At 49.1% G+C, this 14,122-nt stretch carries 13 protein-coding genes and 2 pseudogenes; 4 read left to right on the top strand and 11 right to left on the bottom strand.

The genetic code is table 11. The features are described 5' to 3' along the window. The first annotated feature begins 56 nt into the window (after nt 1-56). Nucleotides 57-638, top strand: a complete 582-nt coding sequence (locus tag JEM67_RS11295) for a hypothetical protein (protein ID WP_199637491.1) — start codon at nt 57-59, stop codon at nt 636-638. Between the two features lie 74 nt (nt 639-712). On the opposite strand, the gene JEM67_RS11290 is transcribed toward JEM67_RS11295, so the two are convergent. Beyond that, entirely contained in the window at nt 713-886 is a 174-nt protein-coding gene (locus JEM67_RS11290; RefSeq protein ID WP_426406366.1) for a GNAT family N-acetyltransferase, read from the bottom strand. Between the two features lie 257 nt (nt 887-1,143). Here JEM67_RS11290 and JEM67_RS11285 point away from each other — a divergent pair, with 257 nt between their 5' ends. From JEM67_RS11285 to JEM67_RS11275, 3 genes and pseudogenes are all read left to right on the top strand, one after another. Continuing rightward, nucleotides 1,144-1,419, top strand: coding sequence for an excisionase (locus JEM67_RS11285; RefSeq protein WP_199637480.1), 276 nt, complete (start codon nt 1,144-1,146; stop codon nt 1,417-1,419). Next, nucleotides 1,388-2,474: pseudogene (locus tag JEM67_RS11280) on the top strand (tyrosine-type recombinase/integrase). Before JEM67_RS11285 ends, JEM67_RS11280 begins: the two are co-directional and overlap by 32 nt. A gap of 607 nt (nt 2,475-3,081) precedes the next feature. Next, on the top strand, nt 3,082-4,608 hold the full coding sequence (locus JEM67_RS11275) for a phosphoethanolamine transferase (protein WP_199637478.1): 1,527 nt from the start codon (nt 3,082-3,084) through the stop codon (nt 4,606-4,608). Between the two features lie 22 nt (nt 4,609-4,630). Here the strand turns inward: JEM67_RS11275 and JEM67_RS11270 are convergent, their stop codons facing one another. From JEM67_RS11270 to JEM67_RS11225, 10 genes and pseudogenes are all read right to left on the bottom strand, one after another. Next, the gene (locus JEM67_RS11270) at nt 4,631-5,179 is read right to left on the bottom strand and encodes a tail fiber assembly protein (RefSeq protein ID WP_199637476.1); all 549 of its coding nucleotides are present in this window, start codon (nt 5,177-5,179) and stop codon (nt 4,631-4,633) included. A 1,358-nt stretch (nt 5,180-6,537) separates the two neighbouring features. Continuing rightward, nucleotides 6,538-7,191, bottom strand: a pseudogene (locus tag JEM67_RS11265) (phage tail protein); the annotation flags it as partial. After that, nucleotides 7,188-7,814 (bottom strand): hypothetical protein, encoded by a 627-nt coding sequence (locus tag JEM67_RS11260; RefSeq protein WP_199637472.1) that lies wholly within the window; start codon nt 7,812-7,814, stop codon nt 7,188-7,190. The pseudogene JEM67_RS11265 and the gene JEM67_RS11260, both read right to left, overlap by 4 nt. Beyond that, nucleotides 7,798-9,024, bottom strand: a complete 1,227-nt coding sequence (locus tag JEM67_RS11255) for a baseplate J/gp47 family protein (RefSeq protein WP_199637469.1) — start codon at nt 9,022-9,024, stop codon at nt 7,798-7,800. The genes JEM67_RS11260 and JEM67_RS11255 overlap by 17 nt, the downstream gene beginning before the upstream one ends. After that, nucleotides 9,021-9,353, bottom strand: coding sequence for a hypothetical protein (locus JEM67_RS11250; RefSeq protein ID WP_199637467.1), 333 nt, complete (start codon nt 9,351-9,353; stop codon nt 9,021-9,023). The genes JEM67_RS11255 and JEM67_RS11250 overlap by 4 nt, the downstream gene beginning before the upstream one ends. Next, nucleotides 9,350-10,066, bottom strand: coding sequence for a hypothetical protein (locus JEM67_RS11245; RefSeq protein WP_199637460.1), 717 nt, complete (start codon nt 10,064-10,066; stop codon nt 9,350-9,352). The genes JEM67_RS11250 and JEM67_RS11245 overlap by 4 nt, the downstream gene beginning before the upstream one ends. Further along, a complete protein-coding gene (locus tag JEM67_RS11240) occupies nt 10,063-11,106 on the bottom strand; it encodes a hypothetical protein (RefSeq protein WP_199637458.1) in 1,044 nt (347 codons plus the stop codon). Before JEM67_RS11240 ends, JEM67_RS11245 begins: the two co-directional genes overlap by 4 nt. After that, a complete protein-coding gene (locus tag JEM67_RS11235; protein ID WP_199637456.1) occupies nt 11,106-11,381 on the bottom strand; it encodes a hypothetical protein in 276 nt (91 codons plus the stop codon). The genes JEM67_RS11240 and JEM67_RS11235 overlap by 1 nt, the downstream gene beginning before the upstream one ends. After that, on the bottom strand, nt 11,378-12,094 hold the full coding sequence (locus JEM67_RS11230) for a hypothetical protein (protein WP_199637453.1): 717 nt from the start codon (nt 12,092-12,094) through the stop codon (nt 11,378-11,380). The genes JEM67_RS11235 and JEM67_RS11230 overlap by 4 nt, the downstream gene beginning before the upstream one ends. Continuing rightward, nucleotides 12,094-14,103 carry a hypothetical protein gene (locus tag JEM67_RS11225; protein ID WP_199637451.1) on the bottom strand — a complete coding sequence of 670 codons (2,010 nt, stop codon included), beginning with the start codon at nt 14,101-14,103 and terminating at the stop codon, nt 12,094-12,096. The genes JEM67_RS11230 and JEM67_RS11225 overlap by 1 nt, the downstream gene beginning before the upstream one ends. Between the last annotated feature and the right edge of the window lie 19 nt (nt 14,104-14,122).

Here is a 14,122-nt window from a genome sequence, read left to right as displayed (position 1 = left end):
ACTTATGATGTCAAATACACTAAATAAATCCTAAAAACATTTTCAGGAGATAAAAATTGGAAAAGCACACAAAGATAAATCATGATTTTGGTTACTTCTTAAATCCGGAAAAGTATTTGCCAATAGCAAATCAAAACGACGAATCTTTTGCCGTTCTAAAACTCGGATTAATTCTTGAAAACTATCTATCAACATATATTATAAACGTTCGCGAAATAGGAACGGAAGAATATATAAAAGACTCTAGATACTTTGCACCAAAATTAGAGACCTGTGTAGCATTAGGATTGCCGGTGTCAATTGCTGATGCATTTAAGACATTTAATAACATAAGGAATAAATTCGCTCACCGGTTGGAGTATCAAATGACCGATGTAGATATAGACGAATTAAAAGATAAAGTTAACGCTATTTCAAAAGATGATGCCAACTTTAATAATTACTTCAATGAGAAAATTAACACATTATTTGATGTGGGAGTTGATAGTGTTGCTTTGTTACACAACCTGCCTGTGAACATTGATCCTAAAAAACACCGAGTAATAAAACTTACCGCAATTGCATACGCTTTATCAAACAAAGGAGCATTTTTTATAATTAACAAACTCGACTCATTAAACAAACTTGATATTTCTTGACTTTAATTTAATAGCAATCTAGTCGCCATCAGAAATTTTTATAATGATGGCGGAAGACTAATAATTAAATTGAGTCATATCTCGATGCACCAAAGCTGTGAGTTTGGATCCTCGCAATATGCACCGCATGCTTCCCAAAAGCTTCTCGCCTGCTCTGTACTCCTCACGGATATGTCTATAATTGTAGCATTTCTCTCTTTGCAAATCTGCTTTAAAGCCTCAATCATGGCTCTGCCATGACCTTGCATTCTGAAATCAGGCGCAACGTTATACCGTCCGATAGGCACGGTATTCAGAGCATCAGCGTACTCAAGTTCTGATGCAAAATAATCGAGATAGTCGGCCCGTGTCTGTACCTGAGCAAATCGACCGCACATATGAATACCTCACAGTTTTAGTAGGAAAAGTATAGCCCACGCACGATCATAGCCCCTACCTAATCACATTAGATAAACCATAATAAGGGCGTAACAGTGTTACGCCCTTCTCTTTTGAGGAGAATATAATGACAAAGTTACTCACCCTAGAAGAATGGAGTGAAAAAACCTATGAGAGTAAACAACCATCAATAAAAACATTACGCCGCTGGGCTCGTAGTGGGAACATTTACCCAGTGCCGGAAAAGCATGGGCGCGAATACAGAGTGAAACCGAACGCGATTTATATACAACCCAAGTCATTTAATCTTGCCAGGGCATTGCAGAAAACCGGAGCAATAGAAGTTCCACCGCTGATAGAGAGAATAATCAATGGCGAAAAGACCAGAAAAGTACGACGCTAACTTACCTAAGAATCTCACTTATCGTAAGAAGTATAAATCGTTCTACTGGCGCCACCCTATCACTCAGCGAGAGCTTCCCTTGGGGCAGATCGCAAGAAAGGATGCCATTGCACAGGCAATCGAAGCGAACAACTACCTTGAGCAAAACTATCTGCCTAATGCTCTCATAGATCGCCTTAAAATCCATAAAGATGTTTTAACACTTAATGCGTGGCTAGATAGGTACGAGGTAATACTTACCCGGAGAGAGTTAAAACCAAACACTATAAAAATTCGAACTAACCAGTTAAAAATGATTAGGTCACTAATGGGAAACTGTTTGCTGCCAGAAATAGACACTCGCCAGATAGCTGAATATTTGGAGTCATTTAATGACTCAGGGGAAAAATTCGATGTCAACCGCAATGCGTTCAGTTTTGTCGGATATATTCAGGGAGGCAATCGTGGAAGGTAGAATAAAAACAAACCCAGTAGAAGCAACCAGAGCCCCTCGTATTAAAGTTAAACGTGAACGTCTAAATTATGATGAGTACACAAAAATATACTTAGCAGCGAGTGAGCACCCTCAATGGGTGGGATTTGCTATGGATCTGGCCCTTATCACCGGCCAAAGGCGAGAGGATGTTGTTCTCATGCGTTTTACAGACATCATCGACGATCGACTGCATGTCGAACAGGGTAAAACAGGTATGCGTATCGCCATCCCTTTAAGCCTACATCTTGAAGCGGCAAATCTTCGCTTAGGGGATGTAATAGAGCGCTGCCGAGCCTCGCACTCTTCAAACTACATCATCAACACCACACGGCGTTCTAAGAAAGGCGATACATCGTTACACCCTGACGCTTTAACCAAAGCATTTGTGAAAGCCAGGAATGCCTCTACGCTGGATCTTGGTGACAATCCACCAACATTTCACGAGATTCGCAGTCTCGCGTCACGGCTATACAGCATGGAAAAAGGAGAAGAATTCGCACAGCGCCTACTGGGCCATAAATCAGCAATCATGACGAAGAAATATCTCGATCCCAGAGGCAAGGAATACCTACTTGTCTAAAAAGACCGGATATAGGTTTTCGTGGAAATTTCGTGTATTTTCGTGGGTAGGTAAAATTTTACCTTATAAATCAAACACACAAAAAAAGACCGAATACGATTCCTTTTATCGAATGAGAACAAATAAAGTTAACATTTTCAAATAGATAGGTCGATTTTTGATTATAAAACCATCAAAGGCACCTTCGTTAAATGTCCTTTGCATTCAAATAGTTATCAAAAATCTCGGAGCAATTCGAATAAATTTCGAACCTTCATGCGTCAGCCCTGCCCAAATACATTGACTGCTCCCCGCCCTGGAGGACGGGGATTCCCAAACACATTCTGATGAACGATCACCACAAAAAGACCGGAATTTCTCCCGGCCAAGATCTCAGGATTATCAGGCGTGCCGTAAAACCCCGCCCTTCAGGCCGGGGAGCAGTCAATGGCAGATCGAAAGCGTAAAGCCAAGGGCTGAATGCCCCTTTAAAATTGTATTACTCATTTTTTGTTGAATATTTGTTTAGTGTCCTGGCGAGATAATAAATTTTATTCTTACGTCACTCTTTCGTAAAATAGACTTGCAGCATGTAATTACGGTTTTTTATCATCGGATGATTACCTTTATGAATAACAAAATAAAAACTATTGCCATAGCATCAGTGTTTATACTGTGGTCCTACTTCACCATTTATTCTTTTGGTTATGGGTACAAGTTTGTTTACTGTTTCACAACGCTACTTATTTTATATGGTTTGATTCATATATCCAAATTTGTTTCCAAAGGCTTCATTATATTGCTTACCTTTTCTGCTGTATTACTAACCCCTGCCACTTCAAGATATGGAAGTCCGAACATCAACATGATGGCTGCAATAAAATACACCAACACAATGGAGATTATAGAATTTTTAAAAAGCATATCCTTTCATGATATCTTATCAGTAATTCTGATTACTGCTACTGGCATTTTAGCATTCAAGAACATAAGGAAAATCAACCCCCAAAAACAATATGCAATTACAGCAATCACAATATCACTCTTAATCATAACTTATAAACCTTTGTTTGCCAGTGAATCCAATGATTACCTGGATGAGTTAGAATACCCCCCTATAAGAGCTATCTTTGATGTTCAGAAATCGCTTGATATCATTTCATCAAATGAAGAGTCATTTAACTCGCATCGCTTAATTGCAAGCGACTTTTCCCCAATCATCATTAAAAGAAAGTTTAAAACTTATATTTTGGTTGTGGGCGAAAGTGTCCGTCGCGACTACATGGGGCTCTATGGCTACCCTGTCAACAATACCCCTTTTTTGAGTACAGTTAAGGGTACTTTTTTCAATAACTATGTCTCATCAAGCTTTGCAACGGTGCCATCCCTTACCCACTCTTTCATTTTGAACAAGGACGGTTCATTGCAATTCAATAACAATATTTTGCGATTAGCAAAATTGTCAGGCCTCCATACTTATTGGTTGTCTAACCAAGGGGTTTTCGGGATCCATGACAGCCCAGTAGCAATGATAGGTAAAGATGCCGACTATAGTTACTTTATTAAAAACGGTGATTCAAATGATGGTGCTTACAATCCAGATGAAGCATTAATTCCAGAATACTCGCGTGCAATAAAGGAGCCTGGTGACAAGTTAATTGTATTGCATCTAATCGGCTCTCATCCCGACACTTGTTCTCGGACAAATGGTAAGCATGACGTCAGGTTAAAAAGTGAAGAAATATCCTGCTATGTGCAATCAATTAAAAATACAGATGCATTACTAAAGCAGGTTGCAGACATCGCAATCAAACATGGTGGCCCATGGTCGCTTGTTTATTTTGCTGACCATGGGCTTTCGCATATCAATAACAGAAGTGATTTATCTCACTCTGACAAGTATAAAGAAAACTACTCCCCTCCCTTTGTAATGATTAATCATGATTCTGATTCCGTCAAGGAAATAGACGAGGTCCGTAGTGGTCTTGACTTTATGAAAATATTTTCTCAGTGGATTGGCATTAAGGATAAACGTATTAAATACGACTGCGATTACTTTGAGAATGTCAAATGTTTAAGTAAGGCTGTCGTATTAGACGGTAATTTACGTCCGACAGATTTTTCTAACCTACCATCAGACCCAGCAAGTACTTAATCCCAGTGTTTTAAACAAGGGGTTAAGCACTCAACGGCGACTCAGGCCATGTGATATTAGGTGCTAAACTTATATCAATGGTCTGTATTTTTTTAACATACACCATCCACTCAATCAACGAATTCTTATCATCTTCACTAATCAAATTCAGCATCAATTGCGTTTGCCAGGCTTGCGTTTTTTTATTGGCATAATCAATCAATGCTGTTTTTTTTGCTTCGGCCTGCGCTTGGTGCTCATCTGGGGTGTAGACTCGTTTGACGATACCTTCACCGTTAAAAACCCAGTTACCAGAAATATCTGCTCGGCGATTCGCAGTTGTGTCTCGAACCTCTGCGACACTGAGGCCAACCGGCCATAGCGTTGAAACATCCTTATTCGCTGCAATGCTTCGGATAATCCCTTTATTATCGAAAGCAATCTTAATTGTGTCGTCAGAAAATGCTTTCTGACAGCCATACCATTCATTACCATCCTCATCATAGAGGAACATAACATTATGACGGTTACGCAATTTAAGGTGTTCTTGGGTCTTCGGCTCACCCAGTTTGAAATTTTTAAAGATTTGCATTGTTATCGCCCTATTGTCAGCCATTGACCGTTCTTATAAATCTGGATATAACTCCAGAATAAAGACTCAGCTGAGTAATCTCCATCTCTGTTGTTAAACCCCGTCAACACGGTATTATCATGATAGGTGTACACGCCAATCGCACCGTGTTGCGTCTCCGCGGTATATCTGACGTTTTGAATAAAGTTTTGGTTAACATAATCGTAAGTAGCACGAGCACCCACATCACGATTGTACGCGCCCCAGTCTACGCGGCCATTTACTTGCTCAATGATTGCATCCCATAGCCACTTATTGCCCCAGCGGCTGCCCATGATATTGCCATCCGTTGCCAGCGTGGCGCCACCAGCTTTAATACCGCCCGGAGCATAAAGCATGAGGTCATTGGGGTTAAACTGCCAGACCGCATCCTCATTATTGTCGCCTCGCGCATGAATGCACGGGCGCGCAAAACTGCCGCTTCCATCCATCAAATAGCCAAAGCTCACTGCCGTTGGGTATCCTTGACCTTGCCGGGTAGAGACACCTTTAACTATCGGCACATAAAGACCGTCGGCAGTAACTGGCCATTGCCAATTTGACTGGTATAACGGGGCCTTGCTGTTCAGCTGGCCTGAAAAAGCTCCCGCCCCCTCAGGCATACCCGTGGGTACGGTATGATACTGAGCCGTCATTGACGCCGCGGATATCCAGCTACTCGATGACACCGGGCCGCTAAGATTTCCACCCGCCGGCCCTATCAGTTGCTGCCAGCCGGTGCCGTTACCATTAACGTTGGTAGCGACATAAACCTTGCTACTATGGCTGATGAACAGATAGTGCAGGAATTGGCCTTCGCCCCGCGCAGTGCTGAGAACCGCCTTATTCGTCGTGCAAAGTAGCGTACCCCATTTCTCCGGCGTCCAACTGCAATTTTCAACGCTCCAAACTCCCGGGCTGGTCGGCGGGTTGCTCCCAGATAACACTCTGGCAACTCCCATCCGGGCAGCGAAGTTGTTACGCACATCAGCGGCATTTACATCAGCGGCTGTTGGCCTATAGGCTGTGGTATATACTCGGTTCCATAAAACGCCTTTAGATGCAGTTGTTGAGCGCCCAACATGCAATTCACCATTGCTGCCTGCGCCCAAATATACCGCAGAAGGCGCACCATCACACGGGAGACAGATCACTCCGTAGACACTGCCGCCGGGAGTGCTGGCGCTGGAACTATTGATGCGGTATATCTGCGCCACATCGCTGAACGCATCATCCTTGTGCTGAGGCCCCATACCTAGGCCGTACATCGGTAATCCGACGTTACCTCCGGCATCCGGCCCTATGGCGTTAACCGACCGAACGGAGCCAACATCCGTGGTCGGGTTCAGAACGATGAATCGCCCCTGTCCCGCATTGAACACCGCCAGAAAAGGATTTTTTGCAACGATATCTCCCGCGCGTAATTCGGTGTTGCTGCCCTTCACCAGCGGGTAAGTTCCCATAACACGGCCCCCCATCGTCAACTGCAGCGTACTGGCGCCGGTATTGCTCTGAGTGGGGTAAATAAGGATCGGCGTTTTTAATGCCCATTCCGTGGAACCGTTCAGGAAATAGGTTGCCGGCAGCGCTAGCGTTAACCCGTTCGCCGTACCGCCGGCCACCGCCGACGTGTAATGACCGCTTTGCAATTGCTCGATCTGCACGAACTGATTTTCTGACCCCCGCGTCGCAAAGTTGGCGATCACATCGTTCAGGGACCAGCCTTTAGCTGCGGTGCCCTCCTGACCACGCACGACCGTCAGCCTATCGTTGTTGACTGCGGTAAGGTGGCAAACTTCGAACACGGTTTCTTTCGCATCCGTGAGCGTAATTTTCGCGTAGGTCTTGAGGGGGTTTGAGTCGTTGACGTAGTCATAAGTGAGCAGACCTGCAAACAGCGCGCCCGCGCCTGGCATAACCTGTATTGTGGTCTGGGTCGCCGTAATATCCGCTGCCAACGACGACACGACGTTGTTTCCAAATCCAATAATCATTGCGCTACCACCGTTACAGAGTAGGTATAAACAAAGGGGAGCTTGATCAGAGACTGGCTGATCGCATCTTTCAGGAAATAGCCGACGCCATCGCCATAATCGGGGATCGTGATGGTGAACACGCCGTTATTGACCGTCACGCTGATATCGAAGGTGCTTTGTAACGGCGGATCGATTCCGTTGGCACCATGAATAAATCGCGCCAGGCGGCGCTTGAGCCAGTCGATACAAAAGTGCGATCCGTCACCTTTATAAAAATTCCAGGTCAGGATCCGTTTAAAATAATCATCGGGCACGTATGAGACCGAACCCGGTACGTAATTTTTCAGTCCGGCATAAGGAATGGCGTTGTACTCGATAGTGTTGTAGGCACCGCGGGCGATCGCATCCTCAGATATTTGCAGTAATGGCCGCCTTTCCCCGTAAATGCCGAGCGCTATCCAGTCCAGCAGTTCCCCCGTGATGGAGGGAGAGGTCCAGCACGGCAAATTAAGCGCATTGAGATAGTCAAGATACCCCTGCGCCAATGCGTTATACGCAGTGAAGAACGCGACGATGTTGGGATCGGCGTTATATTGCGTATACGGGTAAGCAGGAATGATTTTCTCAATTAGAGCTTGCATATTGCTTCACCTGTATTTGTGCCGCCGAGGTGGAGAAATAGGCATAGGTGTCGCCATAAACCAGACTCGACTCCGGTGCCGGTGGTTTAATTGCGCCGTTGATCCCGATTTGCACCTGGATCATGGACAGCAGCGACGCGGCAACGAGCCCCTCAACCGATTTCAGGAAAATATCCTGTATCTGGAAAATGTTTATCGGCTGGCCAACGGCGATAGCATTAACGTAATCGGCGATATTCTGCTGCACCGCTTTTGCAACGCCGGCCGGATCGATGTAGGTCGTCGACGCTGAGTTCCAGGTGATCAGCACCACCACGTTTTGCGACGAGGGCACCACGAAAGGCACCTGGTAGACGTCGGGGTAGACCGTGATCGGTATGGTTTTCTTTTCCACCTCCGCCCCCGATGGATTCGATACATCGTTGGTCAAAATGGAAATATCCGGCACGGCTTTATAAATCGCATAGGCGACCTCATAAGGATCACCGCCACCAACGACAGCCACCCATTTTCCGAGCGTCGCCTGGCGGAATGAAATCAGGTTTTCCTGTACGCCGGTCACTTTTTTCAGCGCTGAGCGGTAGCAATCCGGCGTACCTTGCACGCCGAACATCCCGGCCTGCATCACCTGCGCACGATACGACGCAGGGCTTTGTTCGTCCGTCCCCGGTAAACCCGCCGTCAGGTTGGTACAGGTCACCTGGTACGACTCCGGCACGGAGGTTTTCACCTGGTTAACCGTGCCTGCCGGCACCGCCCATATTCCCGTTGTGGTGGCCAGACAATACACCGGCTCGGTTTGTCCGCTGGACGGGATCACCGTGTCCCGTCTGACGGTATACAAATAGGTGCCGTCCCCAACGGTAAACCCCTTTGGAATACCAAAGCCGGGCGGCCCCGAAAATACGACATACACCGAGGTGTTCGTCCCTTCCCCTTGCTGCACGCCGTAGATGGCCCCCAGCTGTTTCAGCAGGTGAATGTTCGCGCCGTAAGGACTGCAAGAATTGATCAGATCAACGCGCGCCTGGTCACAAACCAGCAACGCGCCGACGCTGGTGCTGGTCATGTCCTCAATCAATGAACCCGGTAAATCGGTCGTGATCCCAGGTGAAAGCCGCGTCGCCGTTTCTATAACCTGCTGCCGCAACTCTTCCGCCGTTTTGGCGACGGGGCCGGTAATATCATAAATAACGGGTAAATCGCTCATACATACACCTTCTTCACTATTTTCGAACCCGAGTTGGTGATCACCGAGATGTCGTACACCGGCGGATCAACTTCGGTCAGTGCAATCTGAAGTGAAGAGAAATGGCCGCTGAATTGCTGTTGCAGCCGGTTCACGTAAAAGGTGGGGATAATCTGCTGGATCACCGAGCCGTTGGCGGGAATGCCGTGATTCGCGAAAAAAGGGGACTCCTGCGGCGCCAGCTTGAGATTTTGCACCAGCGTGGTGAGATAGACGGCATCGTTGAAGCCGTTCGCGTCAGTGGCGATCGTGACCCACTTGCCGGATTCGTCTTGCCCGTACGTTCTCATTCGGTGATGCTCCCGTCGAAACTCGTTATCGGCCCGCCGGTGTTTTGCCCACCGTTGCCGTTACTGTGCTGATGGGAATTCAACCATGCGAGCAACTGCTGCCAGCCCTCATGCATAATGGCCGGGCTGGTGCTGGCCTGCCCATCCGCCAGGGTTCCGCTCTGGCCGGTCAACGACCATGAGCCATTTGTCAGCGTCAACACGGTACTGCCCACCGTGACCTTGAACTGCTCAGGCGTGGCAATCGTGATGCTCTCCGGTGTCAGCAGAAACGTCGTCTTGCTGCCGGCATCGCGTATCGTGACGCCTTCCGGGCCATACAACGTGAGAACTTGGCCGTCGACGCTCTCCCATTCCGTGTAACTGATCGGTAAAAACACCAGCGCGCTGAGATTGGCCGGCGGCGTGAGGTCGGCAGTACCGCCGCCCTGTCCGCTGGCACCGCCCAGATACGTATTCGCCGGGATGACGATCCCCCGATCCCCCGGCTGCATGGGATAGCGGATATACTGCGGCCCAAACAATGGGACGGTGACCTGTGGCAACATGAAAGGAATATCGCGCAGCAGGAAGGACACCGTGACCATATTCCCCGCTCGGCTCACCACCGATGCCGGCAGCACCTTGCCGGCCATCTGCATGGCGTCCGCGATTTTTTGTTCGGCGAACCGATGCATGTTTCCGGCGAAACTCTGCTTTTTTTCAATACTCATGTTGCAGCCATTCCCCCTGTCGGATGGGCCTCAAGCACCGTCACCCAACTGTTAGCGTCCGGCTGCCGACTGTTGCCAAGGAGCCGCACAAAAGAAACCAGAAAGTCACCGGTAAAGGCGGCATCATCACGGAATTGGGAATAGGATGAGGCTTGTATCATCGGCCGTAGTTTTTCAGGCATCCGAATATAATCCCCCACCTGAATGTCGCTGCGCATGACGCAGGGAATACTGACCGTGCCAAATTGCACCCACGTCGGTTGACCGACCAAATCGGTAAACGCTATCTGGATTGGATTTTGGTTGCGGTAACTGGCGCTTTTTTTCGAATCCTTGTCGATATGGTTGTCAAAGTCATTATCGAAGACGCGGATCTCCTTACCATTCACTACCGTTATTTCTACGCCAGAATATTTATCATCCTTGATAATATTTCTGCTCAGCGCTTTTAATTTCGCCGCCAGCTCGGAAAGGCTACCGCAAAACATGTTGCTGTCGTAGTTATTCACCAGGCGATCGCTGATGCTTATCGAGTAACGATAATCACCGCCCATGTTCTGGAAACATTGCGTCAACGCGACAGACAGTTTTATTCCCTTATTCCACGGCAGCGTTAAATTGATCGGTGCCAACGGCGCGGGATTTACCGCAGAGACAGCCCCCGCCGTTACAATCAGATCAGTCCGTAGCTCGGTGCCCTGCCAGTTTCCCAGCACCTGCCACACCGTTCCCTCCAATACCAGCCCTTGCTGTGCAGGTTTTGCCAACGGTAACCCCTTCGACATACCCGCCCACATTTTTATCGTCATGCCAAACATGTTTTGTCTGGCCTGTTGCATATCTTTCGGGCCGATCCCCCAAATAGTGATGCAGCTTTGCCCTTTGGGTGTAGATTCGCCAAATCGCTGAATATCAAACTCAATCATTAAATTGCCGGGATTGAAAACCCCATTTTTAAGGCTGGAATATTGCTTGAAGAGTTTTCCGGGATTGCCGTTCTTATCGGGTGGGGTAAAAATCTGAATATCGTAATACCTCATCAGTTGATTACCTCTATTTGCCCCGATGAACATCGCCACACCATTTTCGTATTCGTGAATGCCCCGATAAGCAAATTAATGTCGTAACCCGCCGGGGAGTCGATTATGGGGGTAGTTAACAGGCGATTTCCTGAGTTGTCAGTAATATTGAGATACCATCGCTGCGCAGCAATATTCCATTTTGTCTGGCAGCTATACACCTCGCCATCGAGCATCGGCGTAAAAATCATGCTTTTCTGCTCATTCCCGGAAAACGGATAAAATGTTGTGCTCATAGATTAAACGCTCCGCTTAATTTACCGATAAGCCCGGTCACCGCATCCGAAACACTGCTGCCCAGAGAGGTATTCCCGAGCGCGGAAACCGTATTGGTCCAGGCGCTTTCCGTGGTTTTATCGCCGTTATCAATCTTGCTCAAATAACTGTTGATTGCCTGTTCAGCACCGGTTTCAGTGATCAGCGGCTGTTCAAAGTCCCACAACCATTGACGCTGCGGCAGCGGATCATTCGAGCCTGTAACGTCCCGAACGGTGCGCAGGATGCAGCCGCTATAAATCAGCGACGGAGTGGCCACAACAAACGTGCCGCCAAGGTTGGCGTGCGCCTGCAGGACGGCCTGCAACGCGCTGAGCGTGACCAGTTTTGTCAGTGCGCCGGTGTTATCATTCACTGGCGCGTCCATCAGCATGGGAATACGCAGCGGCTGCGCCAGCAGCGCATTCGCGGCGACCGCCTGATTAGCGAAGGGATAGCGACCGATATCGTAATCCACCATGCTGGCCCCCTGCGCGGCGCGCCAGTGGCAGAAATATTTATCCAGGTCTGTCAGATTCGCCGCACCGCCCAGCAGGTTGCTGACATAACTGGCGCTCTGCGTCAGCGCCACGATCGGCAACATCCCCCCAGGGATGCTCTGTGCCACGCCGTCGCAAAGGATCACCGGAGAGATTTCAAACCCCAATTTGTAGAGCTCGCGCGTAAATGTCATTAACCGAATCCTCCGAGTTGCGTGCTCGAGACAATCGCGCTGCCGCCGGTGTTGTTGTACACCACCACGCCGCCGCTGCTGTTTCGCCTCTGGTTATCCAGGATCTGTTGCAATATCTGATCGGTTTTACCCGATGCCTGTTGAGGGGCTGGCGCGGGGAGGTTTTGACGTGTTCCGGGGCGTTCCGCCCCATAAGCGGCCGCATACTGCTCTTTCACGCTGCCGACCGCGCCACCGGCGTTATTGATTATCCGGGTGACTTTTTCCTCACTGAGACGATTCCCCATCCCCTCTTTGACCGACATTGAAGAAATCAACTGGGCCAACACTTTTGGATCGTTGAGGTTCAGCTTTTCAAACTCGGTGCGGCCGGTTGCCTTGGTGACATGCTCAATGTACGCCCGCGTGTTGTTCTCCTTCGGTGGTGCCCATTTGCTGACAATATCGTGGATGTTGTCGACGCCTCTGGTGCCATAAATTTGGAGCTGTTTGGCCGCCGCCAGCACACCCTCATCCAGCGTGGGGAATACCGCAAATTTTCCGCTCTTGGTGTTCGCCGTTTGATACCCGGCCGCCGCGCGCAGATTGGCTGGGTTGTTGAAGCGGTCGGCAATGGTTCTGCCCCTGGCGCTCACGTCCGCCGGACGCGCATCGACAGGCTCAACTTTGCCACTGGAGAAAAAGTGTTTAACGCCTTTCAGCCATCCCCAGACATGCGGATCGTCGTCAGTACCCGGCGTGTATGTCTGACCGCTCTGCGGATCCGTCCGCTTCTCGTCACTGAGCATGGAAGAATGAGACTTCACATCGTCCAGCGTGATATCGGTTTTTCCTGTTACCCAGTCAATCACCTTGCCGATCAGCCGCCCTAACCGCTCAACACCGGTCATGAACGATTCAACGTCGCTTTTAAACTCGGGTGATGCCAGGTAATTACCGAACCGCCGGATGCCGTCTGCCAGACCATCCAGCCATTTACCCAACTCAGGGGATTTAAGAACGGTATCCACCGCGCCGGAGAAAGCATCGGAGAGTTTCCCTAGCTCAGGCGTCAGTGGCGCCAATCCGCGGATGAAGGTGTTCTCGATGCCGACCTTGCTTCGATCCAGCTGAATGTTGAAATCCTGCCACTGCTTCAACTGCTGGTCCGTCAGTTGCAGGCGCTGCGTATCCTTCTGCGCCTGCTTGGTCATCGCATCGATCTCAGCGTCGCTCATTTTTTTGAAGCGATTGAGATCGTCGAGGGTAAAGTAGTTGGTCAGGCCGTAGGCTTCCGCGCCTTGCTGTGTGCTGCCGTTACGCACGAAGATATCGCGCGCACTTTTTATCATCTGCGGCAACAGGGTTGCCGGATCCTGATTGGGGTTATCAATCCTCATCGCCTTAAACTGCCAGCGCTTGCTCAGGTCCAGTTGGCTGTCCCGAATGGCACCCAACGTGCCGACGGGGTTACCGAGCACCTTCTGATAGTTCACCGCGCTGGCATTAAGGCCGCCGGCGGTTGTCCCCAGCCCCATCGCTGTAAACCGCTGCGCAGCAGCAGAACCCGCCAGGCGGTTGATACCCCACAGCCCACCCGCACCGGCCAGACCAGAAAACAGCCCCAGCACGGCCCCCCATGAAAGCAGGCTCGTCGTGGCGTCCTTCATGTGGCCGGCCAGACTCTTCGCGTCCTTGCTGGCCTTACTCAGGAATTTGCGCGCACCGCTGCTTTTCTTGTTGAACTCGGACTGCGTTTTATTGGCCTTTTCGAGATTGCCATTCAGACGGTCGAGCCCCTCGTTAATCGACGCGACTGCGGCGATCCCTTCGTTGAAGGCCTGGGCTATCGCCTCCGTGCTGCCCAGCACCTTTTCCGTCTGCTTGGCCGAATCACCGATCCCCTGCGCCGCCCCTCGCCACTGCTCCGGCAGTTCTTCGAGCGCCTTCTGGTATTCATTGAATTTTTCGAGGAACGCCTGAAATTTCTCGTCCTGAACATCAATTTCAACAACGGATTTAGCTGCCATTGAAATAGCCCTTCTGTCT

This window comes from Serratia sp. PAMC26656 (assembly GCF_016469055.2).
Taxonomy (GTDB): domain Bacteria; phylum Pseudomonadota; class Gammaproteobacteria; order Enterobacterales; family Enterobacteriaceae; genus Serratia; species Serratia plymuthica.
Note: the sequence above shows the minus strand (reverse complement) of the source record. Positions and strands in the feature narration are given on the sequence as shown.

Excerpts from the sequence above, each read along its gene's own strand:
- JEM67_RS11290 (WP_426406366.1), bottom strand. The coding sequence starts at position 886 with ATGCAAGGTCATGGCAGAGCCATGATTGAGGCTTTAAAGCAGATTTGC.
- JEM67_RS11285 (WP_199637480.1), top strand. The coding sequence starts at position 1,144 with ATGACAAAGTTACTCACCCTAGAAGAATGGAGTGAAAAAACCTATGAG.
- JEM67_RS11275 (WP_199637478.1), top strand. The coding sequence starts at position 3,082 with ATGAATAACAAAATAAAAACTATTGCCATAGCATCAGTGTTTATACTG.
- JEM67_RS11270 (WP_199637476.1), bottom strand. The coding sequence starts at position 5,179 with ATGCAAATCTTTAAAAATTTCAAACTGGGTGAGCCGAAGACCCAAGAA.
- JEM67_RS11260 (WP_199637472.1), bottom strand. The coding sequence starts at position 7,814 with ATGCAAGCTCTAATTGAGAAAATCATTCCTGCTTACCCGTATACGCAA.
- JEM67_RS11255 (WP_199637469.1), bottom strand. The coding sequence starts at position 9,024 with ATGAGCGATTTACCCGTTATTTATGATATTACCGGCCCCGTCGCCAAA.
- JEM67_RS11250 (WP_199637467.1), bottom strand. The coding sequence starts at position 9,353 with ATGAGAACGTACGGGCAAGACGAATCCGGCAAGTGGGTCACGATCGCC.
- JEM67_RS11245 (WP_199637460.1), bottom strand. The coding sequence starts at position 10,066 with ATGAGTATTGAAAAAAAGCAGAGTTTCGCCGGAAACATGCATCGGTTC.
- JEM67_RS11240 (WP_199637458.1), bottom strand. The coding sequence starts at position 11,106 with ATGAGGTATTACGATATTCAGATTTTTACCCCACCCGATAAGAACGGC.
- JEM67_RS11235 (WP_199637456.1), bottom strand. The coding sequence starts at position 11,381 with ATGAGCACAACATTTTATCCGTTTTCCGGGAATGAGCAGAAAAGCATG.
- JEM67_RS11230 (WP_199637453.1), bottom strand. The coding sequence starts at position 12,094 with ATGACATTTACGCGCGAGCTCTACAAATTGGGGTTTGAAATCTCTCCG.
- JEM67_RS11225 (WP_199637451.1), bottom strand. The coding sequence starts at position 14,103 with ATGGCAGCTAAATCCGTTGTTGAAATTGATGTTCAGGACGAGAAATTT.